Source organism: Sphingobium abikonense NBRC 16140, from assembly GCF_001598335.1.
Classification (GTDB): Bacteria; Pseudomonadota; Alphaproteobacteria; order Sphingomonadales; family Sphingomonadaceae; genus Sphingobium; species Sphingobium abikonense.
The window spans coordinates 61,539-86,664 of sequence record NZ_BCYT01000002.1; the positions used below are offsets into that span (position 1 = coordinate 61,539).

The 25,126-nt window shown below is 64.8% G+C and carries 18 protein-coding genes; 10 read left to right on the forward strand and 8 right to left on the reverse strand.

Annotation, left to right across the window (positions count from 1 at the left end; genetic code table 11):
• Positions 1-6: 6 nt before the first annotated feature.
• On the reverse strand, positions 7-507 hold the full coding sequence (locus SAB01S_RS02340) for a hypothetical protein (RefSeq protein ID WP_370175831.1): 501 nt from the start codon (positions 505-507) through the stop codon (positions 7-9).
• Positions 508-943: 436 nt separating this feature from the next.
• Here SAB01S_RS02340 and SAB01S_RS02345 point away from each other — a divergent pair, with 436 nt between their 5' ends.
• Positions 944-3,955 carry a TonB-dependent receptor domain-containing protein gene (locus tag SAB01S_RS02345; RefSeq protein ID WP_062731550.1) on the forward strand — a complete coding sequence of 1,004 codons (3,012 nt, stop codon included), beginning with the start codon at positions 944-946 and terminating at the stop codon, positions 3,953-3,955.
• A 99-nt stretch (positions 3,956-4,054) separates the two neighbouring features.
• Here SAB01S_RS02345 and SAB01S_RS02350 read toward each other — a convergent pair whose 3' ends face one another.
• Complete coding sequence (locus tag SAB01S_RS02350; protein WP_062731551.1) at positions 4,055-5,086, reverse strand: hypothetical protein; 1,032 nt, start codon at positions 5,084-5,086, stop codon at positions 4,055-4,057.
• Positions 5,087-5,194: 108 nt separating this feature from the next.
• Here SAB01S_RS02350 and SAB01S_RS02355 point away from each other — a divergent pair, with 108 nt between their 5' ends.
• On the forward strand, positions 5,195-6,469 hold the full coding sequence (locus SAB01S_RS02355) for an aspartyl/asparaginyl beta-hydroxylase domain-containing protein (RefSeq protein WP_174525600.1): 1,275 nt from the start codon (positions 5,195-5,197) through the stop codon (positions 6,467-6,469).
• 55 nt (positions 6,470-6,524) lie between these two features.
• Entirely contained in the window at positions 6,525-6,797 is a 273-nt protein-coding gene (locus SAB01S_RS02360) for a hypothetical protein (RefSeq protein WP_062731552.1), read from the forward strand.
• Positions 6,798-6,834: 37 nt separating this feature from the next.
• Here SAB01S_RS02360 and clpB read toward each other — a convergent pair whose 3' ends face one another.
• Positions 6,835-9,414, reverse strand: a complete 2,580-nt coding sequence (clpB, locus tag SAB01S_RS02365) for an ATP-dependent chaperone ClpB (RefSeq protein WP_062731761.1) — start codon at positions 9,412-9,414, stop codon at positions 6,835-6,837.
• Positions 9,415-9,489: 75 nt separating this feature from the next.
• On the reverse strand, positions 9,490-11,166 hold the full coding sequence (locus SAB01S_RS02370) for a M28 family metallopeptidase (RefSeq protein WP_062731762.1): 1,677 nt from the start codon (positions 11,164-11,166) through the stop codon (positions 9,490-9,492).
• A gap of 167 nt (positions 11,167-11,333) precedes the next feature.
• Between SAB01S_RS02370 and SAB01S_RS02375 the strand changes: the two genes are divergently transcribed.
• From SAB01S_RS02375 to SAB01S_RS02405, 7 genes are all read left to right on the forward strand, one after another.
• Positions 11,334-14,216: a M16 family metallopeptidase gene (locus tag SAB01S_RS02375; RefSeq protein ID WP_062731553.1), complete on the forward strand. Its 2,883-nt coding sequence runs from the start codon at positions 11,334-11,336 to the stop codon at positions 14,214-14,216.
• 23 nt (positions 14,217-14,239) lie between these two features.
• Complete coding sequence (locus tag SAB01S_RS02380; RefSeq protein ID WP_009820483.1) at positions 14,240-14,539, forward strand: hypothetical protein; 300 nt, start codon at positions 14,240-14,242, stop codon at positions 14,537-14,539.
• A 120-nt stretch (positions 14,540-14,659) separates the two neighbouring features.
• Positions 14,660-15,115, forward strand: a complete 456-nt coding sequence (locus tag SAB01S_RS02385; protein WP_009820484.1) for a MarR family winged helix-turn-helix transcriptional regulator — start codon at positions 14,660-14,662, stop codon at positions 15,113-15,115.
• A complete protein-coding gene (locus SAB01S_RS02390; RefSeq protein WP_062731554.1) occupies positions 15,112-17,178 on the forward strand; it encodes an FUSC family protein in 2,067 nt (688 codons plus the stop codon). Before SAB01S_RS02385 ends, SAB01S_RS02390 begins: the two co-directional genes overlap by 4 nt.
• Positions 17,175-17,390, forward strand: a complete 216-nt coding sequence (locus SAB01S_RS02395; RefSeq protein WP_062731555.1) for a DUF1656 domain-containing protein — start codon at positions 17,175-17,177, stop codon at positions 17,388-17,390. Before SAB01S_RS02390 ends, SAB01S_RS02395 begins: the two co-directional genes overlap by 4 nt.
• A complete protein-coding gene (locus SAB01S_RS02400) occupies positions 17,387-18,289 on the forward strand; it encodes an efflux RND transporter periplasmic adaptor subunit (RefSeq protein WP_062731556.1) in 903 nt (300 codons plus the stop codon). The genes SAB01S_RS02395 and SAB01S_RS02400 overlap by 4 nt, the downstream gene beginning before the upstream one ends.
• On the forward strand, positions 18,282-19,721 hold the full coding sequence (locus SAB01S_RS02405; protein WP_062731557.1) for an efflux transporter outer membrane subunit: 1,440 nt from the start codon (positions 18,282-18,284) through the stop codon (positions 19,719-19,721). The genes SAB01S_RS02400 and SAB01S_RS02405 overlap by 8 nt, the downstream gene beginning before the upstream one ends.
• Here SAB01S_RS02405 and SAB01S_RS02410 read toward each other — a convergent pair.
• From SAB01S_RS02410 to kduD, 4 genes are all read right to left on the reverse strand, one after another.
• Positions 19,680-20,621 (reverse strand): glycoside hydrolase family 43 protein, encoded by a 942-nt coding sequence (locus SAB01S_RS02410; RefSeq protein ID WP_062731558.1) that lies wholly within the window; start codon positions 20,619-20,621, stop codon positions 19,680-19,682. The two genes, SAB01S_RS02405 and SAB01S_RS02410, sit on opposite strands and share 42 nt — an antisense overlap.
• Positions 20,618-21,826 (reverse strand): glycosyl hydrolase 53 family protein, encoded by a 1,209-nt coding sequence (locus SAB01S_RS02415; protein ID WP_062731559.1) that lies wholly within the window; start codon positions 21,824-21,826, stop codon positions 20,618-20,620. Before SAB01S_RS02415 ends, SAB01S_RS02410 begins: the two co-directional genes overlap by 4 nt.
• The gene (locus tag SAB01S_RS02420) at positions 21,823-24,210 is read right to left on the reverse strand and encodes a beta-galactosidase (protein ID WP_062731560.1); all 2,388 of its coding nucleotides are present in this window, start codon (positions 24,208-24,210) and stop codon (positions 21,823-21,825) included. The genes SAB01S_RS02415 and SAB01S_RS02420 overlap by 4 nt, the downstream gene beginning before the upstream one ends.
• An 86-nt stretch (positions 24,211-24,296) precedes the next feature.
• On the reverse strand, positions 24,297-25,052 hold the full coding sequence (gene kduD / locus SAB01S_RS02425; protein WP_062731561.1) for a 2-dehydro-3-deoxy-D-gluconate 5-dehydrogenase KduD: 756 nt from the start codon (positions 25,050-25,052) through the stop codon (positions 24,297-24,299).
• Positions 25,053-25,126 lie beyond the last annotated feature (74 nt).

Below are 25,126 nucleotides of genomic sequence, written 5' to 3' on the forward strand. Positions count from 1 at the left end.
TGGCGCTTAACTGACGCGCTTCATCCGGATGGTGCGCCCGCCTTCAATCTTGCCCATGAAGCTGCCCATCGCCGCGCGCTTGATTTCGATCGACTGGCCAACCTTGGGGTCACGTCCGGTCACCGCTTCGGTCGTCATCCACTGCGCGCCGTCTTCCAGCCCGATCTGCCATTTGCCGTAACCCAAGCTGCGCACGCTGGCGATCGTCGTCTGAATGTGGCTGACGCCTTCCTCTTCCTTGGCCGCGTCATCATCGTCGCCCCCGCCCAGGAAAGGCAGTTTCGGGAAGGAAAAGCCGAACAGCGTCTTGCGCGTCTTGTTAAGCTCGCCCTTGTCCAGAACCACGACTTCGTCGCGTTGCGACGCTGTCTCCATCGCGCCGACCTGGCGGTCGAAGCAGGCGAGGCGCTCGGCATCGGCTGCGATCGACCGGCATTGGAGCAGGTTGGTGAACAATTCCGCCTGTGGTGGGCGCGCCTTGGTTGCTGCCTGCCCGGGATTCGCCATCAGGACCAGCGTCATGACCCCCAGCATTTTGTATCCGCGTGTCATGCCACCTGTCTCCCTGTTCGTTCGATGCGGCCTTATCATGCCTTTTGCTGAAAATATGCGTCAAGAGACGGGCCTGTACCGCAGGGACTACACGGCACCAAATTTTCCGACACTCTTCTGGCTAAGTGATGCACGAAAGCTGCACTGGCATGCTGCGAGATGAAATTTAATTGCAACAAGATCGTAAAACTGCCGCTCCCCGCCCTTGTTGCAATTATGATACAGCCCTCGTCAAAAGCGGCGCTGGACCTTTTCCCATGCTTTACAGCGCCCTGAAGCCCGCGCAGGTTCCACCAATCCATATGGGGGGATCGCTGTCGGGCACCATATTCCTCCGTACGGGCTACTAGGTGGCAGATAATCTGCCGACTCCAGAGCAAGGGACTGGACCGTGAAGACATTTTCGAAAAGGGCACTGCTGCGTGCCAGCGCCGCTCCGGCGATCCTGAGCGCGTCGCTGATCGCCAGCGCCGCCATCGCGCAGGACGCGCCCCAGGCAGCCGAAGCGCCCGCTGCTGGCGACACCATCGTCGTTACGGGCTCGCTGATCCGTAACCCCAATCTTCAGTCGAACCCGGTGCTGACCACCACCGCCGACACGATCGAGCTGAAGCAGAACAACACCGCAGAAGACATTCTGCGTGAAATCCCCGGTATCGTGCCGAGCATCGGTTCGGCGGTGAACAACGGCAATGGCGGCGCTTCGTTCGTCAACCTGCGTGGCCTGGGTTCGAACCGCAACCTCGTGCTGATCGACGGCGACCGTCTGGTTCCTGCCGAACTGAACGGCCGTTTCGACCTTAACAACGTGCCCGTCGCTCTTGTCGAGCGCGTCGACGTTCTGACCGGCGGTGCATCGACCACCTATGGCGCGGACGCGATCTCGGGTGTCGTCAACTTCGTTACCAAGTCCGACTTCTCGGGCCTGGAAGCGAATATTTCGAACCAGATCACCGAAGAAGGCGACGGTAACTATTTCCGCGCCGACCTGACCATGGGCGCCAATTTCGACGACGGTCGCGGCAATGTCGTGTTCGCTGTCGGCTACCAGCAGTCGGACCCGGTCTACCAGGGCGGTCGCGACTTCTCGTTCGACAATATCGATTCCTATAGCGGTGTTGCCGGCGGTTCGGGCACGTCGACGCCTTCGCGTTTCACCAATGTGAACGTCACGGGCACCGACAATGGCAACGGTACGCGTCAGATTACCGCTGACGGCACCGCGTTCCGCCCGACCAGCGCGTTCGACCCCTTCAACTTCAACCCGTACAACATCTTCCAGACGCCGTTCGAACGTTTCAACATGTTCGGCGCCGCCAAGTATGAAGTCAGCGACGCGGTTGAGGTCTATTCGCGCGGTATCTTCTCGAAGAACACCGTCAATACGATCATCGCGCCGTCGGGTTCGTTCGGCATCGCGGTCGATGTTCCGCTCAGCAATCCGTATTTGACGGCTGCCCAGCGCAACGCCTTCTGCGCCCGTGACACCAACCCTGCGGCCGGCATCTACACGCCGCTGTTCACGCAAGCCCAGTGCGACGCTGCAGCGCTCGCGACGGATCCCAACGATCCCAATTACCAGACCGTATCGACCGCCTTCTCGCGTCGCGCCGTCGAACTCGGGCCGCGTGTTTCGGACTTCACGACGACCTTCTTCGATTACAAGATCGGGGCGCGTGGTGGCATCACCGACACGATCAACTGGGACGTTTCCGGCGCATATGGCGAATCGGAGAACATCCAGACCCAGCAGGGCTACTGGCTCAACAGCCGCGTCCGTCAGGCGCTGCTCGCGACCAACACCGAAACCTGCCTGGATGATAGCGGTGGCTGCGTTCCCTTGAACGCATTTGGCGGCAATGGTTCGATCACGGACGCGATGAATTCGTTCCTGACGGCCAACAGCCAGATTGTCACCAAGACCTCGCTCGCGCAGGTCAAGGGCCTGATCAACGGTGACTTCGGTTGGACCGTTCCTTGGGCGACCGACGCAGTTGCTTTCGCGCTGGGTGGCGAATATCGCAAATATACCGCCTCGCAGGAATCGGACCTTCTCTCGCAGTCGGGTGACCTCGGCGGCGCGGGTGGTGCGGCGCCGAACATCACCGGCGGCTACGACGTCTACGAAGCCTATGGCGAACTCGTTCTGCCGATCGTCCAGGATCGTCCCTTCTTCGAGGAACTGGTCGTTCAGGGCGGCGTGCGTTATTCCAAGTACAGCATCGATGCCGCTGGTTCGCCGGGCTACGAAACCTGGACGTGGAATGCTGGCGGTACCTGGAGCCCGGTTCGCGCTCTGAAAATCCGCGGCAACTACGCCCGCGCCGTCCGCGCACCGAACATCGCCGAGCTGTTCGCGCCCAACAATACGGGCCTGACCAACCTGGCGGTCGATCCTTGCGCTGGCGACGCGCCGCTCAACAACGCCAATCTGGCTGCGGTCTGCACCGCGCAGGGTGGCGGAGCGTTCCTGGGCCTGATCGAAAACGATCCGGCTGGCCAGGTCAATGCGACCTCGGGCGGCAACCTGGCGCTGAGCCCAGAAAAGTCGAACAGCTGGAAAATCGGCGCTGTGTTCCAGCCTGACTTCCTGCCCGGCTTCTCCGCGACGGTAGATTACTACAACATCAAGGTCACCGGCGCGATCACTACGCCGACTCCGGGCGATGCGATCAGTGCTTGCTTCGACAATCTGTCGGCATCGAGCGCGACGAGCGACGCCTGCACCAGCATCCAGCGTAACCCGGCGACGGGTAACCTGTTCGGTGAATCGACCACCACTCCGGGTCTGTTCCTGGGTCTGTCGAACCTCGGCACGCTCAAGACGGATGGCGTCGATTTCTCGGTCAACTATGGTCGCGACGTTGGCTTTGCCAAGCTGTCGCTCAGCCTGACCGGCAACTGGACGGGTAGCTCGAAGTTCCAGGCATCGCCGACTTCGCTGAACCGCGAATGCACCGGCTATTACTCGGTCAACTGCGCCTCCATTCAGCCTGAATGGCAGTTCTCGCAGCGCACCACGCTGAGCTTCGAAACTTTCGATATCTCGCTGCTGTGGCGCTATATCGACGCGGTCAGCTATGAACCCGCCGCCTATGACGACGATCTGGCTGCGGCGATTGGCTTTGGCTGTGCTGACCCCGAGGGTGCGGATCCGGACGGCTGCGTCGTCGATCCGGAATTCCGGAAGATTCCGGCCGAACATTATTTCGACCTGACCGGCCGCTTCCATGTCTCGGACAACATCACGTTGACCCTGACGGCGCAGAACATGTTCAACAACAAGCCCAAGGTTGTGGGCTCGACACTGGGTTCGACCGCATATAACAGCGGTAACGTCTATCCGTCGACCTATGACGCGCTGGGTCGTCGTTATGCCGCCGCAGTGAAGTTCCGCTTCTGATCGGCGCATAAATGAGACAGAAAGGGGGGCCGGTGGAAACGCCGGCCCCCTTTTTTTATTGATTATTGGGTCTGTCCGCTCAATGGGCGGTGCGGGCAATTACCCGATCAGTGGTTGGGGCAGGGCCAAAGGAATGCCGGCACCATCCGCGACACGACTTGCCCAGACGGCAACCTTTTCCAGTTCCTCCGCATGTAATGCGATGCCTGACTTGGCATCGGCAGCACGCTTGCCAGGGGCGAATGCATCCCCGCTTTTGGCGTCGCGCGCGAAAACCGGGCCATCGACAATGGCGGTGATCGCCGAATGATCAAGATCAAGGCAAAAAAGCTGTCCGAGCGCCGCCAGCGCATCATGGGGGCGCGCCAGGAAACTGTCGCTGTCGATCGTCGCCACACGCTGTTTCAGCGTGGCCGTGAGGTGCTGAAATTGCTGCTGCTGCGCCAGCCATCCGGCGGCCGCGACTTGCAAGTCGGTGAGCCTCAGATATTCGTCCGGCGCGATTCCGAGCGATCCCAGCATGCCTTCCCTGATCAGTTTGTCGAACAGGTCACGCACCCATAGCCGGCCCCACATGCCCTTGCGGGCGATTGAGGCGAGATAGGCGTCGAGGGGCGCATGAAGCAGCAGCGCCCGGGCGTCCGGCCGCATCGCCATGATCGCAGGGATTAGCGGGTTCACAATGTTCGAAGGTTTGACGATCGTCGCTTCGGCCGCAGAAAAGGGCCGCGCAAGCACGCGCAGTCCGTCATCGATCACTCGAGCGACTTGTGCACCCCTTCCGCCACGATGCCGCCATCCGACCAAGTCGTTCAGCAACACAGGTTCCTTCAATGCCGTTGCCGTACCGGGAATGTCGAGGGCAGCGGCGAGGAGGGTTGAGCAGCAGTAGGCTGAGTGAAAGATGAAATGGATTGGCGCGGCGGGCGGCGCATGCTCGATCGCATCGGTCCGGCGCACGATCAACGGACGGTCGCTTCCCAGATATTCATCCGTCAGAAATGGGATTTCGGCACGGCGGGCGCGGGAAACCTTGCGCAGATGAAAGGCATCATGCCCCGGATCATAGCGGTGAGCGAGCCATTGCGGATCATGCATGATGGTCTGGAATGAAGGCGCCTGTGTCATCATGAACGCTTGGCATGCGTGGGGGGAGGGAGCAAGGGGCCGCCGGATCAGAGCGGTTGCGTCCGTTTTTCCATCTGTTACTCCTATCGCAAAGAAGCTGGGGGGCTTTTGATGAAGGAACGTGAGGCGCTTTTGCAGCGCGCGGTTGAAGCGCGTAGAATGGGGAGAACGGCAGAGGCGGTAGCGGCACTGCGTGCGGTGCTGGATATCACGCCGAATGATCCTGTGGCGCATAATATGCTGGGCTTGATCGCACTGGAGAGGGAGGATTTTCCGCAGGCCCGTGCCCATTTTGCGAAAGCGGCGGACGCTGATCCTGCAGAAGCGGCTCTATGGATGAACCTCGCGTCGGCCGAACGCGGGACAGGGCATGCCGAGGGGGAGCGGATCGCGCTGCGACGGGCGATCGATATCGATCAGCGCAATCTGATGGCGCAGATTCGCATGGCGCAGTTGCAGCAGCGATTGGGTGAGAGGCAGGATGCGGCCGACAGTTGGGGAAAGGTGCTCGCCTTGTCCGCGGCGATGGGCGATGTTCCCCCGGCCTTGTCCGAAACCCTGGATGCGGCCCGCAGCTATGTGCGTGCGCAGAAGGCGGACTTTGCAGCCTTTATCGAAGCGCAGGTCGCAGAAGATCTTACCGCTGCATCACTTTTGAGCAAACGGCGGTTTCAGGCCTGTCTCGATCATGAATTTGGCCGTCGTCCCATCTACCAGAACCATTGTTCCGGGCTCCATTATCCCTTTCTTCCCGCCGATGAGTTTTTCGACCGCAGCCATTTTCCCTGGATGGAGAAATTAGAGCAGAGCACGGATGCCATTCGCGCGGAGTTTCTGGCGCTGGTGGAACAGCATGGCGGGGCCGTAAGGCCCTATGTTCGCCAGGAGGCCGGAACACCGGAAAATAAATGGACCGCGCTTGATGGCTCGCTTGATTGGGGCGCTGTGTTTCTATGGGAATATGGGGTGCGCAACGACGCCCTCTGCGCCGCTTGCCCTGAAACCGTCGCAGCCTTGGAAGCGCTTCCGCGGGCCGACATCCCGGGAAGGGCGCCATCCGCCTTCTTCTCGTTATTAAAGCCGCACAGTCACATTCCTGCGCATACCGGTGTCACCAATACGCGCGCCATCATCCACTTGCCGCTTATCGTTCCGCCTGACTGCGCCTTTCGGGTCGGAGGTGAAACACGAAGCTGGCAGGAGGGCACCGCCTTTGCGTTTGACGACACGATCGACCATGAGGCCTGGAACAAGAGCGATCATCTTCGAGTGGTTCTGATCTTCGACGTGTGGAACCCGCATTTGTCACTTGAAGAGCAGATGCTATTAAAGCAATTCTATGCAACAGCCGACGCCAGCAGGGACAAGAACCGGGCCAGCGTCTGATCGGCGGCGAACGGATTTATGTCGAACCGCGCCGCCCCATCCAGGGAGATGATTAGTGTCTGTTGTGAAAACTGCGATCGCTTCGGGATTTCTTGCCCTGACCCTCGCACTTCCTGCGTCGCCAGCTATGGCCGAAGACAAGCCCAAGCTCGATCGCAATGATCCTAACGCTGTCCGCTGCAAGCGTTTGAGCGTGACCGGTTCGCTGGTCAGCAGCAAACGCATTTGCAAGACAAACGCGGAATGGCAGTCAATCGGCGACCAGCAAAATCGTGATGCCGATGACCTGATTACCCGCAGCCGCGCGGGCATGAACCCGAGCGGCTGAGGAAGAGGCAGCGGCGCCCAGAAGCGCCGCTTGCATCTTATGCCAGCGCCAACGCCAACCCCCCGTCGCCTTCATCGACGCGCACGGTGGATCCGTCTGGCACGTCTCCGCGCAGGATCATGTCGGCAAGGGGGTCCTGCAAATAACGCTGGACCGCCCTTTTCAGCGGGCGCGCGCCATAGACCGGGTCATAGCCCACGCGGCCCAGCCAGGCCCGCGCGCCGTCGGTCAGGTCGAGCGTGATCTTGCGGTCCTTGAGCAGCTTGCCGATGCGGGCGACCTGGATGTCGACGATCGGCGCCATATGGGCGGCGCCCAGCCGGTGGAACAGGATGATTTCGTCCAGCCGGTTCAGGAATTCGGGGCGGAAATGGGCGCGCACGACGTCCATCACCTGATCCTCGACCTTTTCGACCGGGTCGTCATCGCCAAGAGCGGCAATATATTGGCTGCCAAGGTTCGACGTCAGCACGATGATCGTGTTGGTGAAGTCGACGGTTCGGCCCTGCCCATCGGTCAGGCGGCCGTCATCCAGCACCTGGAGCAGGATGTTGAACACATCGCCATGCGCTTTCTCAACCTCGTCGAACAGGACGACCTGATAGGGGCGGCGGCGGACGGCTTCGGTCAGCACGCCGCCTTCCTCATAGCCGACATAGCCCGGAGGCGCGCCGATCAGGCGGGCGACGCTGTGCTTTTCCATGAACTCGCTCATGTCGATGCGCACCATCGCGCTGTCATCGTCGAACAGGAAGCCAGCGAGCGCCTTGGTCAGTTCGGTCTTGCCGACGCCCGTAGGGCCAAGGAACAGGAAGGAACCGAGCGGACGATTGGGGTCCTGTAGCCCGGCGCGGCTGCGGCGCACGGCCGTCGACACGGCTCTCACCGCGTCGGCCTGCCCGATGACGCGCTTGGCCAGTTCCGCCTCCATCGCCAGCAGCTTCTCGCGCTCGCCCTCCAGCATGCGGTCGACCGGGATGCCGGTCCAGCGGGATACCACGGCGGCGATGTCCTCGGCTGTCACTTCCTCGCGCAGCATGGCGCCGGCCGAGGCGGACTGTGCTTCGCTCAACCGCTTTTCGAGGTCGGGGATGGTGCCATATTGCAACTCGCCCGCGCGGGCATATTCACCCGTGCGCTGCGCCTGTTCCAACTGGATGCGCGCGGCGTCCAGCTGTTCCTTGAGCTTGGCCTCGCCCGCAATCTTGTCCTTTTCCGCCTGCCAGCGCGTTGTCAGTTCAGCGGACTGTTGCTCCAGATTGGCAAGGTCGCCCTCCAGTGCGGCGAGCCGGTCGCGGGATGGTTGGTCGGTTTCCTTGCGCAGCGCCTCCCGCTCAATCTGCAACTGCATGATACGGCGGTCGAGATTTTCGATTTCCTCCGGTTTGCTCTCCACCTCCATGCGGATGCGGGACGCGGCCTCGTCCATCAGATCGATCGCCTTGTCGGGCAGGAAGCGATCGGTGATGTAGCGGTTGGACAGCGTCGCGGCGGACACGATCGCGCCGTCCGCGATGCGGACGCCGTGATGCGTTTCATATTTGTCCTTGATGCCGCGCAGGATGGAGATGGTGTCCTCCACCGTCGGTTCGCCGACGAAGACGGGCTGGAACCTCCGCTGGAGCGCAGGGTCTTTCTCGACATATTTGCGATATTCGTCGAGCGTCGTCGCGCCGATGCAGTGGAGTTCGCCGCGTGCGAGGGCGGGTTTCAGCAGGTTGCCTGCATCCATTGCGCCTTCGGATTTGCCTGCGCCGATCAGAGTATGCATCTCGTCAATGAAAAGGACGATCTGGCCCTCGGCCGCCTTCACCTCGTCGAGCACGCCCTTCAGCCGCTCCTCGAACTCGCCACGATATTTTGCCCCCGCGATCAGCGAGCCCATGTCGAGCGCCATCAGCGTGCGGTCCTTCAGCGTATCGGGCACGTCGCCATTGGCGATGCGCAGCGCCAGACCTTCGGCGATGGCAGTCTTGCCAACGCCAGGGTCGCCAATCAGGACGGGATTGTTCTTGGTCCGGCGAGCAAGGATCTGGATGGTGCGGCGGATTTCCTCGTCGCGGCCGATGACGGGATCCAGCTTGCCGTCACGCGCCGCCTCCGTAAGGTCGCGAGCGAATTTCTTGAGCGCGTCATAGCGATCCTCCGCGCCTGCCGTGTCGGCGGTGCGGCCTTGTCGCAACTGGTTGATCGCGGCGTTGAGCGCGTCGGCCTTGACCCCGGCGGCGGCCAGCGCCTTGCCCGCCGTCGTCGTGGTGGCGAGGGTGAGCGCGAGCAACAGCCGTTCGACGGTGACGAAACTGTCGCCCGCCTTTTGCGCCACTTGCTCGGCGCTGTCGAGCACGCGCACCGCATCATTGTCGAGGCCGGGCGTCTGCTGCGCGCCGCTGCCCGACACGGCGGGCACCTTGGCGAGCGCGGCATCGGTGTCGCGCAGCGCGACCTGCGGCGATCCGCCTGCCGCCTGAATAAGGCCCGACGCCATGCCCTGCTCATCCTCCAGCAGCGCCTTTAGCAGATGTTCCGGGCTGATCCGCTGATGGTTCATGCGGATCGCAACGGTTTGCGCCGACTGGAGGAAGCCCTTGGCGCGATCAGTGAATTTTTCGAGGTTCATGACATCCCCATGGAAGTAGATGATGCGGATGTAGTGTTGCTCAAAAACCACACAAGGGGCGGGGCGGGATAATCCTTATTTTGCCGCCTTACGCGCCTGCGGTGCGAAAAGATCGCCGAAAAAGTCGTTCTGGAACCACAGCGGCGGGGTGTCGGCGTCGGCCATGGCGCGTGTGATGCGGTAATTGGCCTGCGCAAAACGCGCGCCGGCCTGCCAGTCGATCTTCTGGTTCATATCGTCACCGGGATGGTGATAGGCGCCGGACAGGAAATCGCCCCATGCCTTTTCGCCGCCATTTGCATAGCCGGTGGCAAGGAAAACGGCGGGGACGCCCTGCTTCACGAACATATAATGGTCCGACCGCACGAAGATGCTTTCCTGCGGCATCGGGTCGGGGGACAGGCTGACGCCCATGGGCTTGACCGCCTGCGCGACGATGGGGCCGAGCGTGGAATGATCCGCGCCAAAGGCGATGACGTCGGTGAAGGGGTAGAGCAGCAGCGGCATGTCGAGATCGACATTGCCGACGATCTGACGAATGGGGACCGAGGGGTGACGGGCGAAATAGTCGGCGCCCAGCAGGCCCTTTTCCTCACCGGTCGATGCCAGGAAGATGATCGACCGGCGCGGCCTGTGGGGCGCCATGGCCATTGCGCGCGCGACTTCCAGCATCGTGGCGATGCCCGCACCATTGTCGAGCGCGCCATTGTTGATGCGGTCCTTCTCCGCGGGTTCGCCGGGCTTTTCCGGGCTGGCGCCGATATGGTCGAGATGGGCGGACAGGACGACATATTCGTCCTTCAGCACTGGGTCGCTGCCGGGCAGGATGGCGACGACATTGGGGCTGGTGACGCGCTGGCTGGCGCTGTCGGACTGAATGCGCACGCTGGTCTTGAGCGCGAAGCCCTTGGGCTTGCCGCCCTTGCGATTGGCGAGTTTGCGGATCGCGGCGATGCTTTGCGGCGCGCCCGCAAAAACGGCCTGGGCGGCCGGGTCGTTGAGCGCCGCGCCGGCGCGGATGCCCGGTGCCTGGTCGAAGGGCTCGCCTTCGGGCGATACCCAGGTGAAATCGGGTTCGTCGGCGAACTGCACCATGCGCGCCCAGGGCCGCGCCTTCATTGACTGGAGCGTGCCGATCGACAGCATGCCGATCGCGCCATGCTCTTCCGCGATCATTGCCTTGGTCGCCGACAGATGCGCGCCTTCCTCGCTTGGCAAGCCCTTGGGGTAGCCGCGTAGGGTGACGACGATCTTGCCCTTCACATCCAGCCCGGCATAGTCGTTCAGCCCGAGGCGCTGATTTTCCAGGCCATAGCCGACGAAAACCAGCGGCGCGCGCACGTCCAGCCGCGGCTGCGCCGCATTCATGCCGATCAGCACGTCACCGGCATGGGTGAAACTCTGGTCACCCGCAGGGCCGGAGACAGTGAGGGTCGCCGGCGTCGATGTCCGTTCCGTCTTCTGGAAGGTGATGCGCTGCAGCCATCTGCGCCCCTGTCCATCGGCGTCGCCGGCGGGCTTGAGGCCCATGCCATCAAACTGGCTGGCGACATAGCGGGCGGCGATCTCATGCCCCTCACTGCCGGTGTCGCGGCCCTTGAGCAGATCGTCGGCCAGGAATTCGACATGGGCGCGCATCGCGGCCGGGGTGAAGACCGGATCGGTGGTCGCTGGCCGGTCGGGCGATTGCGCGGGCAGGGTGGCAGGCAGGATCAGGGCGAGCGCGGCGGCCGACAGGGACAGGCGTTTGATCAAGGGATTGGGCTTTCTGCTGAACGGATATGTTGCGCAGGATTGCCGTCCCGCAGGGCCGCTGTCCACCCTTTGCGTATTGCGCGCCTATCACGCCTCGCTATGGTGCATGTCCTTCGGACGCGTTCGCGTTCCATGGTCCATATGCTCCTGCCAGAGGCCCTTCCATGACCCTATCTTCCCTGTCGCGCCGCCTGCCCCTGCTGATCGGCCTGTCGGCGATCGCGCTGATGCCGAGCCTGCCCGCCGCCGCGCAGGCGACCGCTGCAAGCGCCGCGCCCGCACCCTTGTCCAGCCTCGTGGCCAAGGTCGACATTCCCTATGAGGAATTCACGCTGAAGAATGGCCTGCGCGTCATCGTCCATACCGACCGCAAGGCGCCGGTCGTCGCCGTGTCGGTCTGGTATCATGTCGGGTCGCGCTATGAGCCGGCGGGCAAGACGGGCTTTGCCCATTTGTTCGAACATCTGATGTTCTATGGCTCGGAAAATGCCGACGGGCCTTTTTTCGGTCGCTTGGAGGATATCGGCGCGACCGACTGGAACGGCACGACCTGGTTTGACCGCACCAATTATTTCGAGACGGTGCCGACCGGCGCGCTTGATCGGGCGCTGTTCCTGGAAAGCGACCGCATGGGGCATCTGCTGGGCGCGGTGACGCAAGTGAAGCTGGATACGCAACGCGGCGTCGTGCAGAACGAAAAGCGGATGGGCGAAAATGAGCCCTATGGCCTGGTGGAATATGCGCAGCTCGCCGCGCTGATGCCCGAAGGCCATCCCTATCGCCATTCGACCATCGGGTCGATGGCGGACCTCAATGCCGCGAGCCTGGCCGACGTGCAGATGTGGTTCAAGACCCATTATGGCCCGAACAACGCCGTGCTGGTGCTGGCCGGCGATATCGACGCGGCGACGGCGAAGGCGAAGGTCGAGAAATGGTTCGGCAACATCCCGGCCGGCCCCGCGCCGCAGGATGTGGACGCCAGCGTGCCCACTCTGGCGAAGGACGCCGAAGTGATGATGCACGACAATGTCGCGGCCACGCGCCTTTATCGTAATTGGGTGGTGCCCGGCGTCAATTCGGCCGACCTGCCGCAGCTGGACCTGGCGCTGGCGGTGTTCGGCGGTCTGGGCTCCTCCCGGCTGGACAATGCGCTGGTGCGGGACGAGAAGGTGGCGGTCGGTGTCAAGGCCAGCGTGCAGCCGTTCGAGAAGCTGAGCCTCGCCGAGATTACGGTGGACGTGAAACCGGGCGTCGATCCGGTGGCGGTAGGCAAGCGGCTGGACCAGTTGCTGGCCGATTACCTGACCAACGGGCCAAGCGCCGATGAAGTGCAGCGCGCCGCGACGCGCCAGCTGTCGGGCACGATCGGGGGGCTGGAAAAGGTGGGCGGCTTCACCGGCAAGGCGGTGACGCTGGCCGAAGGGGCTGTCTATTCCGACGATCCGGCCAAATATAAGAAGGACCTGGCGATCTACGCCGCCGCGACGCCGCAGAGTGTGGCGGCGGCGGCGCGCAAATGGCTGGGCCGGCCGGTGCTGCGCCTGACCGTCGCGCCGGGCGAGCGGAGCGCTGCGGATAATGCGCTGGCGGGCAATGTGAAGGCAGAAGGCGCAACGCATCAGCCAGCGCATTTTCGCGATCCCGCCGCGTCGGCTCCGGCTGCCGCGACGCCGCCGACCCCCACCAGAATCGCCGAGCCGCCGATCGAACCGGTCAAGGACCTCGACTTTCCTGACGTCGAACATGCCACATTGAAGAACGGCATCCCCGTCGTCTTCGCGCGGCGCGACGCTGTGCCGACGGTTCGCGTGTCGGTGGCGTTCGACGCGGGGAATGCCGCCGATGACAAGGCGAAGCTGGGGACCGCGGGCCTGACGGCCGCGCTGCTGGACGAAGGCACCACGACGCGGTCGTCGATCGAGATTGCCGAAGAGCAGGAACGGTTGGGCGCGGCGATCAGCGCGGCCAACAGCATGGACAGCACGACCGTTGGGCTGTTCGCGCTCAAGCCCAATCTGGACGCGTCGCTGGGCCTGCTGGCCGATGTGATCCGCAATCCCGCCTTCCGCCCCGAGGAGGTCGAACGGCTGCGCGGGCAGATGTTGACCCGCATCGCGGCGGAAAAGACTGAACCGATGGCGATCGCGCAGCGCATGCTGCCGCCGCTGCTTTATGGGCAGGCGCATCCCTATGGCATCCCCTTCACCGGATCGGGGACGGAGAGCGGCGTGAAGGCCGTGACCCGGGCGGACCTGACCGCTTTTCATGACGCATGGATGCGTCCCGACAATGCGACCATCTTTGTCGCTGGCGACACGACGCTGGCGGAAATGATGCCGCTGCTCGAAAAGCGGTTCGGCGACTGGAAGGCGCCGGCGGCGCAGAAGGGGACCAAGCTGTTCCGCATGGACAGGATGATGCGCCCGTCGCGCATCGTGCTGATCGACAAGCCGCAAAGCCCGCAATCGCTGATCCTGGCGGGCGTGCTGACCAACAAGGCGGGCACTGACAATCCGGTGACGCTGCTGACCGCGAACGAGGTGCTGGGCGGCAGCACGACGTCGCGCCTGACGATGGACCTGCGCGAAACCAAGGGATGGGCCTATGGCGCGGGCACCGCTCTGCCGGGCGTCAAGGAAACGATCCCGTTGCTGGTCTACGCTCCGGTGCAGACCGACAAGACCGGCGAATCGATCATCGCCGCGCGGCAGGATGTGAAGGACTATCTCACCACCAAGGGCACGACCCAGGCCGAGCGCGACCAGACGATCAACAGCCAGATATTGTCCCTGCCCGGCAGCTTCGAGACATCGTCGGAATTGCTGGGCGCGATGATGCGCAACCATCTGATCGGCCGGCCGGACGATTATTATGAGACGCTGCCCAAGACCTATCGCGCGATGACCCCCGCCGACATGGACAAGGCCGCACGGGAGTCGATCAACCCCGACAATCTGATCTGGGTCGTGGTGGGCGACGTCAAACAGGTGCGGCCGCAGCTTGACGCGGTGGGGCTGCCGGTGGAAATGGGCACATTGGCTGATTGACGCCAACGTAAAGGAGAATCGATATGGCAGTGGATGGCGCTTATGACTGCGTGGCCAAGACGCCGATGGGTGACCAGAAGGGCGTCTTCACCGTCGTCAGCAGTGGCGACCGGTTCAACGGCACCTTTGCCGGGATGATGGGATCGCTCGACGTGGTCGACGGCAAGGTCGATGGCGACACGCTGACCTGGAAGATGGAAATGACCATGCCGATGCCGATGACGCTGGAATGCGAGGCGGAAGTGGCGGGCGACGCCATCACCGGCACGATGCAGCTCGGCGCGTTCGGCGCGTCGGCTTTCAACGGGACCCGCCGGGCCTGACCTGATCCGAATTGGTCGGGCCGGATTGATTCCGGCCCGGCGACGGATTGTGATTTGCGCATCTGCGACAGCAAAGATGACAAGTGCAAAGATTGCCCAAAATCATTAGTTAGCTAGCTAATGACGAACCCTCTCGACGATCCCCGCCGCGCATTGGCGCACAAGATGGCCCCGGTTGCGCGGCAGTGGCGGCAATTGGCGGACGATGCGCTGGCGCAATTCGGCGTGTCCAACAGTGCCGGATGGTGCCTGATCCATATCGACCGGATGGGGTCCGATGTGCGGCAGGCGGACCTGGCCGATGCGCTGGACATTCGCCAGCCCTCGCTGGTGCGTACGCTGGATGGTTTGCAGGCGAGCGGTTTCGTGGCGCGGGCGGCGCACCCGGGCGACAGGCGATCCAACATCATTACCCTGACGCCCGCCGGGCGCGATCTGGTGGGAGGGATCGAACAGAAGCTGGGCCTATTGCGCGACCATTTGCTGCGCGACATTCCCGACGAGGCGATCGAGATCATGGTCGAGCTGCTCGACCTGATCGGGCAACGCATCGCCGAGAAACGCAACCAGGCATGAGCGGCCGCCCGCTGGGCGAGGCGATCGGCCTGCCGGCCGCGCTGTTTTCGCTCAAATGTCTGATGGCCGCGATGCTGGCGCTGTTCCTCGCCTTTCATATCGGGCTGGAGCGGCCCTATTGGGCGTTTCTGACCAGCTATATCGTCGCCCAGCCGCTTGCCGGAGCGGTGATCTCCAAGGCGGTGTTTCGCGCAATCGGCACACTGGTCGGCGCGATCTTTTCCGTGGCGGTCGTGCCGCTGTTGGTCAATGCACCCGAATTGTTGTCGCTCGCGATGGCATCCTGGCTGGGGCTGTGCGTGTTCGTGTCGTTGCTCGACCGGACCCCGCGTTCCTATATGTTCGTGCTGGCGGGCTATACCGCCTGCCTGATCGTGTTTCCTGACGTGGATTCGCCCCAGACCATCTTCACCGTGGCGTCGCTGCGCGTGCAGGAGATCATGCTTGGTATCCTGAGTGGCACGTTGGTGCATGGCGTGGTGTTGCCCGGATCGATCACCGGCGTCCTGCTGGGCCGGGTCGAGGCGATCCTGCGCGACGCGGAACGCTGGTCGCGCGACGCCATCGCCACTGATCCGGTGCCAGGGCTGGACGCCGAGCGTCGCAGACTGGCGCAGGACGTGACCGAGTTGCACCAGATGTCGGTCCACCTGCCTTTCGACATCAGCCGGCTGGCGCCCCGCGTCCGCACCGTGCGGGCATTGCAGGACCAGCTGTCGATGCTGCTGCCGCTGGGCGCGGCGGTCGAGGATCGTCTGGCGCAGCTGAAGGTCGCCAATGGTGGCGTTGTGCCGGCGCCGATCGAAGCGCTGATCGCCGATGTGCGCGCATGGTTGGAGACGCCGGCCCCGGATAATGCGACGCGCGCGGAGCGGACGCAGGCGCTGATAGACCGATGCCATGCGATGGAACCGCAGGCGACGGGCGACATGGGTTGGGCCGATATGATGCGTCTTAGCCTCTATGCACGGCTGGCGACGCTGATTGCGGTCCATCGCGATTGCCGCGACCTGCTGGACCAGATGGCGACGCACCGGCGCAGCGCGGTGACGCCGCGCGTGGCCGAATTGCTGGACGGGCGGCGCAACCGCGAATTGCATCGGGACCATGCCGGGGCGCTGCGCGCCGCGTTCGGCGCCTTCCTGACCGTGGTCATCGGCTGCGCGCTGTGGATCGGCAGCGGCTGGAAGGATGGCGGGACGGCGGTGATGCTGGCGGGCGTGTTCCTGGCGCTGTTTGCGGCGCAGGATAATCTGCTCGCGCCGCTCAAGGGATTCATGATCGGCACGATCATCGCGTCGGCGCTGGGCGCGGTCTACGGCTATGTCATCATGCCGCGCCTGGATGGCTTTGCGATGCTGGCGCTGGCCTATGCGCCGCCGCTGCTGGTGCTGGGGGCAATGATGGCCTCGCCTCGGTGGATGGGCATTGCGCTGCCCACGCTGCTGGGACTGGGCAGCCCGGTACTGCTGTCCGACCGCTATGTGAACGCCTTTGCATCCTACGCAAATGGTGCCGTGGCGCAGCTCGTTGGCATCTGGTTCGCGATCATCATGGCGGGGTTGTTGCAATCGGCCGGCGTCGAGCGCGCGATCCGCCGCACCGTGCGCGCCGGCTGGATCGACATCGCCAACCGCGCCAATATGAAGGGCGCGCCCGACGTGCGCGCATGGGTCAACCGGATGCTGGACCGCATCGCCCTGCTGGCGCCGCGTCTGGCCGCCACGCGGCAGGATAGCGGCGCGCCCCTCTATGATGCGTTGCGCGACCTGCGCACCGGCGCCGCCATCGGGGAATTGCGCCAGCTGCGTATCGACCTCGACCCGCAAGATGGCGCGCCGCTGACGCGGGTGCTGGCGGGTGTTGGCGACCATTATCGCGCACTGGACCCGGATGCGCCCGCCCCCGCCGACCCGGCGCTGCTTTGGGCGATCGACCGCGCGATCGACGATCTGGGCGGCCATGCGCGGCCTTCGGTCCGGCGCGATGCCGTGCTGGCGCTGGTCAGCCTGCGCCGCAACCTCTTCCCCGACGCGCCCGGCCACAGGAGAGCTGCCGCATGACCGGAGAAATCGCTCTTGGCGGCATCTATGTGCCGACGCTGTTGCTGCTGGCGCTGGTCGCGCTGGTCCTGACCTGGGTCGCGACCCGCCTGATCGGCGCGGCTGGCCTTTATCGCTTCCTCGCCTATCGCGCCGCCGTGGACCTTAGCCTCTTCGTGCTGATCCTCTGCGGCCTTTCCATCCTCGTCCCCACCCTTGGAATCCGCTTATGAACCGCATTCCCGCAACGCTGATCCGCAGCGCCGCCACCATCATCCTGGTCATCGCCGCCCTGTTGGCCGCCATATGGATGTGGAATCATTATGAGCGCAGCCCCTGGACGCGCGACGGGCGGGTGCGCGCCGATGTGGTGCGGGTGACGCCCGACATCAGCGGGCTCGTGACGTCGGTGGCGGTCAGGGACAATCAGCAGGTGAAGGCGGGCGACCTGCTATTCGTGATCGACACGCCGCGCTACAGGCTGGCGCTGGAGGAAGCAGAGGCGCAGATCGCCAGCGCCAGGGCGACATTGGCGCAGGCGCGGCGCGAGGCGCGGCGCGACACGGCGCTGGGCGACCTGGTCGCGGCCGAAACCCATGAGCAGAATCTGGCGCGGGTGGAGACGGCGCAGGCGGCGCTGGCCGAAGCCTTTAGCGGGCGCGACGCCGCCGCGCTGAACCTCAAACGCACGCAGGTGCGCGCGTCGGTCAACGGCGTCGTCACCAATCTGGACCTGCACCCGGGCGACTATGTCGGTGCGGGCAGCCAGGCCATGGCGCTGATCGACAGCGATTCGACGCGGGTGGAGGGCTATTTCGAGGAAACCAAGCTGCCGCTCATCTGCGTCGGCGCGCCGGTGACGGTGAAGCTGATGGGTGAGGAACGCGAGATTCACGGCCGGGTCGACAGCATCGCCTATGGCATCAATGACGACAGCCGGTCGAATGCGGGCAATTTGCTGCCGTCGGTCGAGCCGACCTTTTCCTGGGTGCGGCTGGCGCAGCGTATTCCGGTGCGGGTGCGGCTGGACAAGGTGCCGGCGGGGCTGCGGCTGATTTCCGGGCGAACCGCGACGGTGACGGTGCAGCCGGCGGCGAAGGATGCCAAGCCGGGGGATTGCCGTCATGCGTAACGGGATAGGCGCGCCGCTGCTGGCGCTTAGCCTCGCCGCCTGCACGACGGCGGGGCCGGATTATCGGTTTCCGCAAGCATCCGTCGCGACCGCGCCTGCGGCGACCGGCGATTTCCATTCGGCGCAGGGCGCGCAGTTCAGCAATGCGCCGTTGCCCGACCAATGGTGGCGGCTCTATGCCGACCCGCAGCTGGACGCGCTGGTTGCAGAAGCGCTGGCGGCCAATGCCGACCTCCGGCAGGCGCAGGCCAATGTCGAACGGGCGCAGGCGGTGCTGCGCGAGGCGGAAGCCGGGCGGCAGGTGGCGACCACGATCAGCGGCGGCGAGACGCTGTCCCGGCCATCGGGCGTGGCGCAGCATCTGCCCGGATCAGTGAGCTATGACCTGGGGCTGAGCGCGGCCTATCCGCTGGACCTGAACGGCCGGATCCGTCGCGCGATCGAAGCGAGCGCCGCTGACGTCGAGGCGGTGACGGCGGCGCGCGACTATGTGCGCGTTAGCGTGGCGGCGGCGACGGCGCAGGCCTATGCGCAGGTGTGCGCGGCCAATTACAGCCTGGCGGTCAATCGCAAGGTCGTGGCGTTGCAGCGCCAGACGCTCGACGCGACGCGGCGGCTGGCCAGGGGCGGGCGCGGCACCGCCTTCGATGTGAGCCGGGCGCAGGCGGCGGTGGAAACGAGCGAGGCGGCGCTGCCCGGCTTGGTGGCGCAGCGGCAGAACGGCCTCTATCTGCTGGCGACTTTGCTGGGGCGGCCGCCCGCCGATTATCCCCGCGCAGTCGAAGATTGCGCCGCCCTGCCGCTGCTGCGCCAGCCGATCCCGGTGGGCGATGGCGCGGCGCTGATCCGGCGCCGGCCCGACATCAGGCAGGCCGAGCGGGCGATCGCCGGCGATACCGCGCGGCTGGGCGTCGCCATGGCGCAGCTTTATCCGCAGGTCAGCATCGGCGGGTCGGTCGGCCTGTCAGGGCCGCTCAAGGATTTCGGATCGGGGTCCGCCTTCGGCTTCAGCCTGGGGCCGCTCATCAGTTGGACCTTCCCCAATCGCCCGGTGATCCGCGCCCGCATCGCCCAGGCCGATGCGCAGGTCCGTGGCGACCTGGCGGGGTTCGATGCCACCGTGCTGGAGGCGCTGCGTCAGACCGAAAGCGCGCTCGAAACCTATCGCCGCGACGCCGAACGGGCGGCGGCGCTGGACCGGGCGCGGGAAAGCGCGGGCGTGTCGGCGGCCCAAGCGGGCAAGCTGTTCCGCTTTGGACGCGGCGATTTCCTGTCGCTGCTGGACGCGCAGCGCAGCCAGGCGAGCGCCGAGGTGACGGCGGCATCGGCGCGGGCGCAACTGGTGCAGGATCAGATCGCGCTGTTCCTGGCGCTGGGCGGGGGATGGAACTCAGGCGATGGCGTCGACCAAGGCGCGCGGGACGCGCAATAGCGATCCGTGGCGCGCGCCGGCGGGGAGCGACAGGCGGTCGCTGACATCCTGCCATCGCGCCATGTCGCGCGTCATCATCGCGCCCCAGCGGCCGTCCTTGTAGACATCATAGTAGCAGAGGAGCGCGTCGCCGACCCGGGCGGTCATCGGCCCTTCGACCCAAGCGGGGGAGAAGGGTGGCGAGAGGGGGCCGAAGGGGCCGGTCGGGCTATCGGCGCGGGCGGCGCGCAGCCACTTGCGCGGCGGCGTGACCGTCTCATCCTTGACGATCAGGTGCAGGCTGCCATCGGGCGCCTGCGCGAACGTGCCATCGATGACGCTGAAGCCCGGATCATAAAGCGGCCGAGGCGCCGAAAAGCTGCGAAAATCGGTGGTGCTGCATTGCCAGAGACGGTGATTATAGCCCGATTCCGACGTACCGGCTGTTTCAGGGTAGCGCCCCGCGACGGTGCTGGACCAGAATAGCAGGAAACGGCCGTCGGACATGCGGATCGCTTCGGGCGCCCAGCAATTGCGCGTGCCCGGCACGGCGGCCATGACGGGAATGGCTTGCTGGTTCGACCAGTGGACGAGGTCGTGGCTGGTCGCGTGGCCGATGGTCACGCCTTCCCAGGCGGTGGTCCAGAGCAGGTGATAGCGGCTGCCGTCATGAAACAGGAAGGGGTCGCGCAGCAACTTCGTCTCACCCACTTGAGGCAGCAGCAGGCTGCGGCCATCGGCGATGGCGCGGAAGGCGAAACCGTCATCGCTGACCGCAAGCTTGAGGCCGGCTGCCTCCCCCTGCTTGCCGGTCGTGAAATAGGCGAAGACGAGCGGATCGTCATCGCGGGTCACGGGGGCCGTGGCGCAGGCGGTGAGCGGCAGGGCGGCGAGGGCCAGGGTGAAATCGCGGCGGTTCACGGATATTCCCGGGCCATCTGGCGATAAAGGTCCAGCAGATCGTTGGCGATATAGTCGCCGCCCTTGCCGATCGGGCCGGATAGGACCGGCTTGGGTGCGGGAGGCTGGTTGGCAAGGCCGCCGGGGGCTTCGGCGCTGTTGATGCCCTGGCTCAAAAGGTCGGGCTTGGGACCGCCGCCGGCATTGCGACCGTCGAGGTCGAAAATCGCCTCCTGGTGGCGTAGCGGCTCCCAGATGAAGGTGCCCCAGCCATGCTTGCCGGGCAGGGCATAGACAAGGTCGTTGAGATAGCGTTTGCGGCTGGAATATTCGGCGACCAGCAGGCCCTTGTCGGGATAGCGCTGAACGAAGCGCGTAAAGCTGCTGGCCCAGTCGCCCTGTTTCTGCTGCTGGTAACAGGACAGGCCGATGACGTCGAAATCGACATTGCGGGCGATGAGCGCGTCGGTCCATTCGCGCAGGATCGGCCAATGCCGGCCAAGATGATTGTGCAGCTGGATCGCGATATCGGGTTCGGCGCGGCGAGCGCCCGCTATGCCCGCGCGCAGCAGGGCGGCGAAGCCATCGAATCCACCAATCGCGTGGTCATCAACCTGTGCATGATTGGCGTCGGTGACGGGATTGCCGGTCTGGGTGGACAGCTTCACGCGGCCATGGGGCCACAGCATTCCGAACGTGGTTTCGTTGCCGATCACCGCCATGTCGACCGGTGCGCCGCCTGCCCGCATCGCCACGAGCGTGTCGTGGGTATGTGCCTCGACCGCTTTGGCGAGGCGGGGGAGGTCGTAGCCGGTCCAGGCGGCGGGTACGGCCTGATGCTCCGGATCGGCCCAGGTATCGCTATAGTGAAAGGAGAGGACGAGACCCATGCCGGCCTGACGAATGCGGCGGCCAAGCTTGATGGTCTGGTCAAGCCCGGCCCAGGCCTTGTCGGGTTCGCGCCTGGAATAGCCCTTTGACGGATCGACGAAGATGCGCAGGCGGATGGCGTTGAAACCTGCGTCGCGCATCAGGAGCACGGGGTCCTTTTGCACGCCATCGACAAAGTAACGCGCGCCGGCGGCTTCGTCTTCTGGCACCCAACTGATGTCCGCGCCGATCAAAAAGGGGCCGGGGCGCGCGCCGCTGTTGCGGGGCGTGGTCGCCAGGGCGGGAAAGGGCAGCGTCGCCAGTGCCAAAGCGGCGCGACGGGTCAAGGCGATCATGGGCGATGCTCCAGTTCAGGGACGAGGCGAAGGGCAAGGAGGCGGGCGACCTGATCGCCTGGCGGCAGTGTGGCGCGGGCCATGTCGTCCAGGTAAATGGGCGCGTCGGCGCGCAGCGGCAGGATGGTGAGGGTCCAGGGGCGGCCAAGTCGATCGGCGAAGCGTTTAAGGCCAATGCGCCAGATGCGCCCGTCCCAATAGGCGTCGTCCAGCATGGCGGTGCCGTCGAACAGGCGGCCAATGTCGCCGCGCCAGTCGATTTCGAGGAAGGCGTCACCGCTTTCCACCGCGTCGGCGGGTAGGGTGAAGGTGAAGGCCGCGGCCGCCCGATGCGCTTCGGGAAGCGGCTGCATCGCGGCCTTGGCCGGGCCGCCGATGACGATGGGGGGCGCGTCGCCAGCCGCGCGGCTTTGGGTGAAGCGGATGGTGGCAGGGGTTGGCCCCTTCACCGTGGCGCTGGCGGAGGGACCGGGCAGGATGCGCCAGTCGAACCGGGCCGATCCGCGCTGGCGCAGCAGCGGGCCTTGCGGCGCGAACAGGGTGTCGGCGGTGGTGACGATCGCGCTGCGCTTTCCGTCGATGTCGCCGACCCATAGGTGGCTGGCAGAGGTCTGGTCGAGCAGCAGGATATGGACGCGGCGACCGTCCGGAGCGGTGACGGTCAGCATCCGGTCAGGGGCGGGAGCGACATCCGCGATGACGCGGCCCTGTTCCGTGCGGCTGGGTGCGGACAGCCGCGTGCCGGCAGGGAAGGCAAGTTCGACCGGGCCGGGCAGGGTCGCGGCGAAGACATGAATCGGCCCGTCGGCGTCGGCAATGCGCGTGACCGGCTGGGCCGTGGCCCAGTCCAGCATGATGCCGTCCAGGTCCATGCCGAACGGCCAGAAGAAATAGGCGCCCGGTGCAATGGTCACGGCGCGGGCGGGAAAGGTCAGCGGCCCGTCAGCCAGAGTGACGGTGAAGCGCGTCGCGGGATGGGCGGCGGTCGCATATTGGCGGACATGGTTGTTGACGAACAGGAAGCCGCTGCCGCCAGCCGCCCGGACCGACCAGCGCAGGGTTTCAAGGTCATCCTTGCCGGCAGGCTGAATCGCGGGGGCGTGCACGGTCATGGGAGCAAGCCGGTCGCCATAGGCGCTCAGGAAATAATGGAGCGGACGCAGCGCGGCATTGACCGCATTGACCTCCCCATATTGGCCGATCGGCGCCTGAAAGTCATAAGCGATCACCGGGCAGTCATTATAGCCGCCCGACCGCTGCGTTTCTTCGAGGCTCCGGCCGTTCGCCAGCGGGTTGGCGCCGCTGTGAAACATATAATAGCCCAGCAGGTTGACGCCCGATCCCACCTGCGTGGTGACGGCCGCCGCGACGTCGGCGGGCGCCAGCAGCGGACGACGGCGATACATGACGGGCACGCCGCCACCATATTCCGCGCCCAGGAAAGGCGTGTCCGCCATGTCGTCATCGGCGTCGCCGCGGCGGTTGTTGCGGGTCTGCGCGCCCAAATCCCCGCTGACGCGGCTGTCGAAGCGGAAGAGATAATTTTCCTTGGGCGGTAGCTTCGTGGTTTTTGCCGACCAGGGTTCGTCGGGATAGCCGCCATGGACGGGCACGACCTCGCCCTTGGGATAGAGTGTCTGGTCCCAGCCGGTGACGGTGTAGAGCGGCACGTCATAGCCAATGTCGCGCGCAAGACCTTTAAGCGCCGCGATATGGGCGCGGCCCTGGCCCTGGCCGTCGAGATTATACTCATTTTCGATCTGCATGCCGACGATAGGACCGCCATCCTTCCAGAACAGCCCGCTCACCTGGTCATGCAGGTTGCGCCAGAAGCGTTCGACCTCGACCATATAGGCCGGGTCGTTGCTGCGCGGGCGGGTGCCCGCGACGATCCAGTCGGGGATGCCGCCAAAGCGCGCCTCGGCATGGCCCCAGGGGCCGGGGCGCAGGAAGAAGAGCAAGTCATGGGCCTGACACAGGGTGACGAAGCGGCGAATGTCGCGGTCGCCGGTCCAGTCGATGCGGCCGGGCAATAATTCGACATGATTCCACAAGATGTAGCTGGCGACGACGGTGACGCCCGCCGCCTTCATCTTGAGCAGTTCCTCCTCCCAATAGGCGCAAGGAAAGCGCGTAAAGTGAAATTCGCCCATGACAGGGAGCCAGGGACGGCCATCGCGGGTGAGAAAGCGGTTGGTGACGCCGATCGCGCCGTTCGGGCCAGTGCCGGTGCCCATGCGCAAATGCCCGGACTTGAGCGGCAGGCCGGGGTCGCGCGCGTCGAGGTCGAGCGCGCTCTGCGCGGCCGAACGGGCGGGGAAGGCCGCGCCCATCGCGGCAAGCCCGGTGGCGGTGAGCGCGGTTCTCCTGTCGATTGTTGGCACGGTCCTCTCCTGAAGGGAAGGGAGGGTTTATCCCTCCTCTCGTCACTATCGGCCCCTGCTTTCGCAGGGAGCATGGCGCATTCAGGTCAACGCGCGAGCCAGCCGCCATCGACCGCAAGCGTGTGGCCGTGGATATAATCGGCGGCGCTGGACGCCAGGAACACGGCCGCGCCGCCAATGTCGGCGGGGTCGCCCCAGCGGCCGGCCGGTATGCGCTCCTGAATCTGGCGGTTGCGGGTTTCGTCCGCCTGAAGAGCGGCGGTGTTGTTGGTGGCGATGTATCCCGGCGCGATCGCGTTCACATTGACGCCCCTGGCCGCCCATTCGTTGGCAAGCAGCTTGGTGAGGCCCGCGACGCCGCTTTTCGACGCGGTGTAGCTGGGCACCCGAATGCCGCCCTGGAAGGAGAGAAGGGAGGCAATGTTGATGATCTTGCCCGCGCCCTTGGTCAGCATGTGGCGACCGGCGGCCTGGCACAGGAAGAAGGTGGTCTTGAGATTGGTGTCGATCACCGCATCCCAATCCTCCTCGGTGAAATCGACGCTGTCGGCGCGGCGGATGATCCCGGCATTGTTGACGAGGATGTGCAGGCCGCCCAGTTTTTCCAGCGTTTCGTCGATCACGCGCTGGACCGGCTCAATGGTTGAAAGGTCGGCCGAGATAATCTCAGCACGGCGGCCGAGCGCCCGGACCTGATCGACCGTGTCCTGTGCGGGGGTGCGGCCAACGGCGGCGATATCCGCGCCGGCTTGGGCCAGCGACAGGGCGATCGCCTGGCCGATGCCGGTATTGGCGCCGGTGACAATCGCGGTCTTGCCGGAAAGATCGAAAGGAGTGGTCATGCCGGGCAAGCCTCTTGCATAGGATAGGGACGCAACAGCCTATACGCTCCCCACCGCAAAATCCAAGAAAATTC

What these genes read in the sequence shown, in the direction of transcription:
- SAB01S_RS02340 (WP_370175831.1), bottom strand. Translation starts at nt 507, where the DNA reads ATGGCGAATCCCGGGCAGGCAGCAACCAAGGCGCGCCCACCACAGGCG.
- SAB01S_RS02350 (WP_062731551.1), bottom strand. Translation starts at nt 5,086, where the DNA reads ATGATGACACAGGCGCCTTCATTCCAGACCATCATGCATGATCCGCAA.
- SAB01S_RS02355 (WP_174525600.1), top strand. Translation starts at nt 5,195, where the DNA reads ATGAAGGAACGTGAGGCGCTTTTGCAGCGCGCGGTTGAAGCGCGTAGA.
- clpB (WP_062731761.1), bottom strand. Translation starts at nt 9,414, where the DNA reads ATGAACCTCGAAAAATTCACTGATCGCGCCAAGGGCTTCCTCCAGTCG.
- SAB01S_RS02375 (WP_062731553.1), top strand. Translation starts at nt 11,334, where the DNA reads ATGACCCTATCTTCCCTGTCGCGCCGCCTGCCCCTGCTGATCGGCCTG.
- SAB01S_RS02380 (WP_009820483.1), top strand. Translation starts at nt 14,240, where the DNA reads ATGGCAGTGGATGGCGCTTATGACTGCGTGGCCAAGACGCCGATGGGT.
- SAB01S_RS02385 (WP_009820484.1), top strand. Translation starts at nt 14,660, where the DNA reads ATGACGAACCCTCTCGACGATCCCCGCCGCGCATTGGCGCACAAGATG.
- SAB01S_RS02390 (WP_062731554.1), top strand. Translation starts at nt 15,112, where the DNA reads ATGAGCGGCCGCCCGCTGGGCGAGGCGATCGGCCTGCCGGCCGCGCTG.
- SAB01S_RS02395 (WP_062731555.1), top strand. Translation starts at nt 17,175, where the DNA reads ATGACCGGAGAAATCGCTCTTGGCGGCATCTATGTGCCGACGCTGTTG.
- SAB01S_RS02400 (WP_062731556.1), top strand. Translation starts at nt 17,387, where the DNA reads ATGAACCGCATTCCCGCAACGCTGATCCGCAGCGCCGCCACCATCATC.
- SAB01S_RS02405 (WP_062731557.1), top strand. Translation starts at nt 18,282, where the DNA reads ATGCGTAACGGGATAGGCGCGCCGCTGCTGGCGCTTAGCCTCGCCGCC.
- SAB01S_RS02415 (WP_062731559.1), bottom strand. Translation starts at nt 21,826, where the DNA reads ATGATCGCCTTGACCCGTCGCGCCGCTTTGGCACTGGCGACGCTGCCC.
- kduD (WP_062731561.1), bottom strand. Translation starts at nt 25,052, where the DNA reads ATGACCACTCCTTTCGATCTTTCCGGCAAGACCGCGATTGTCACCGGC.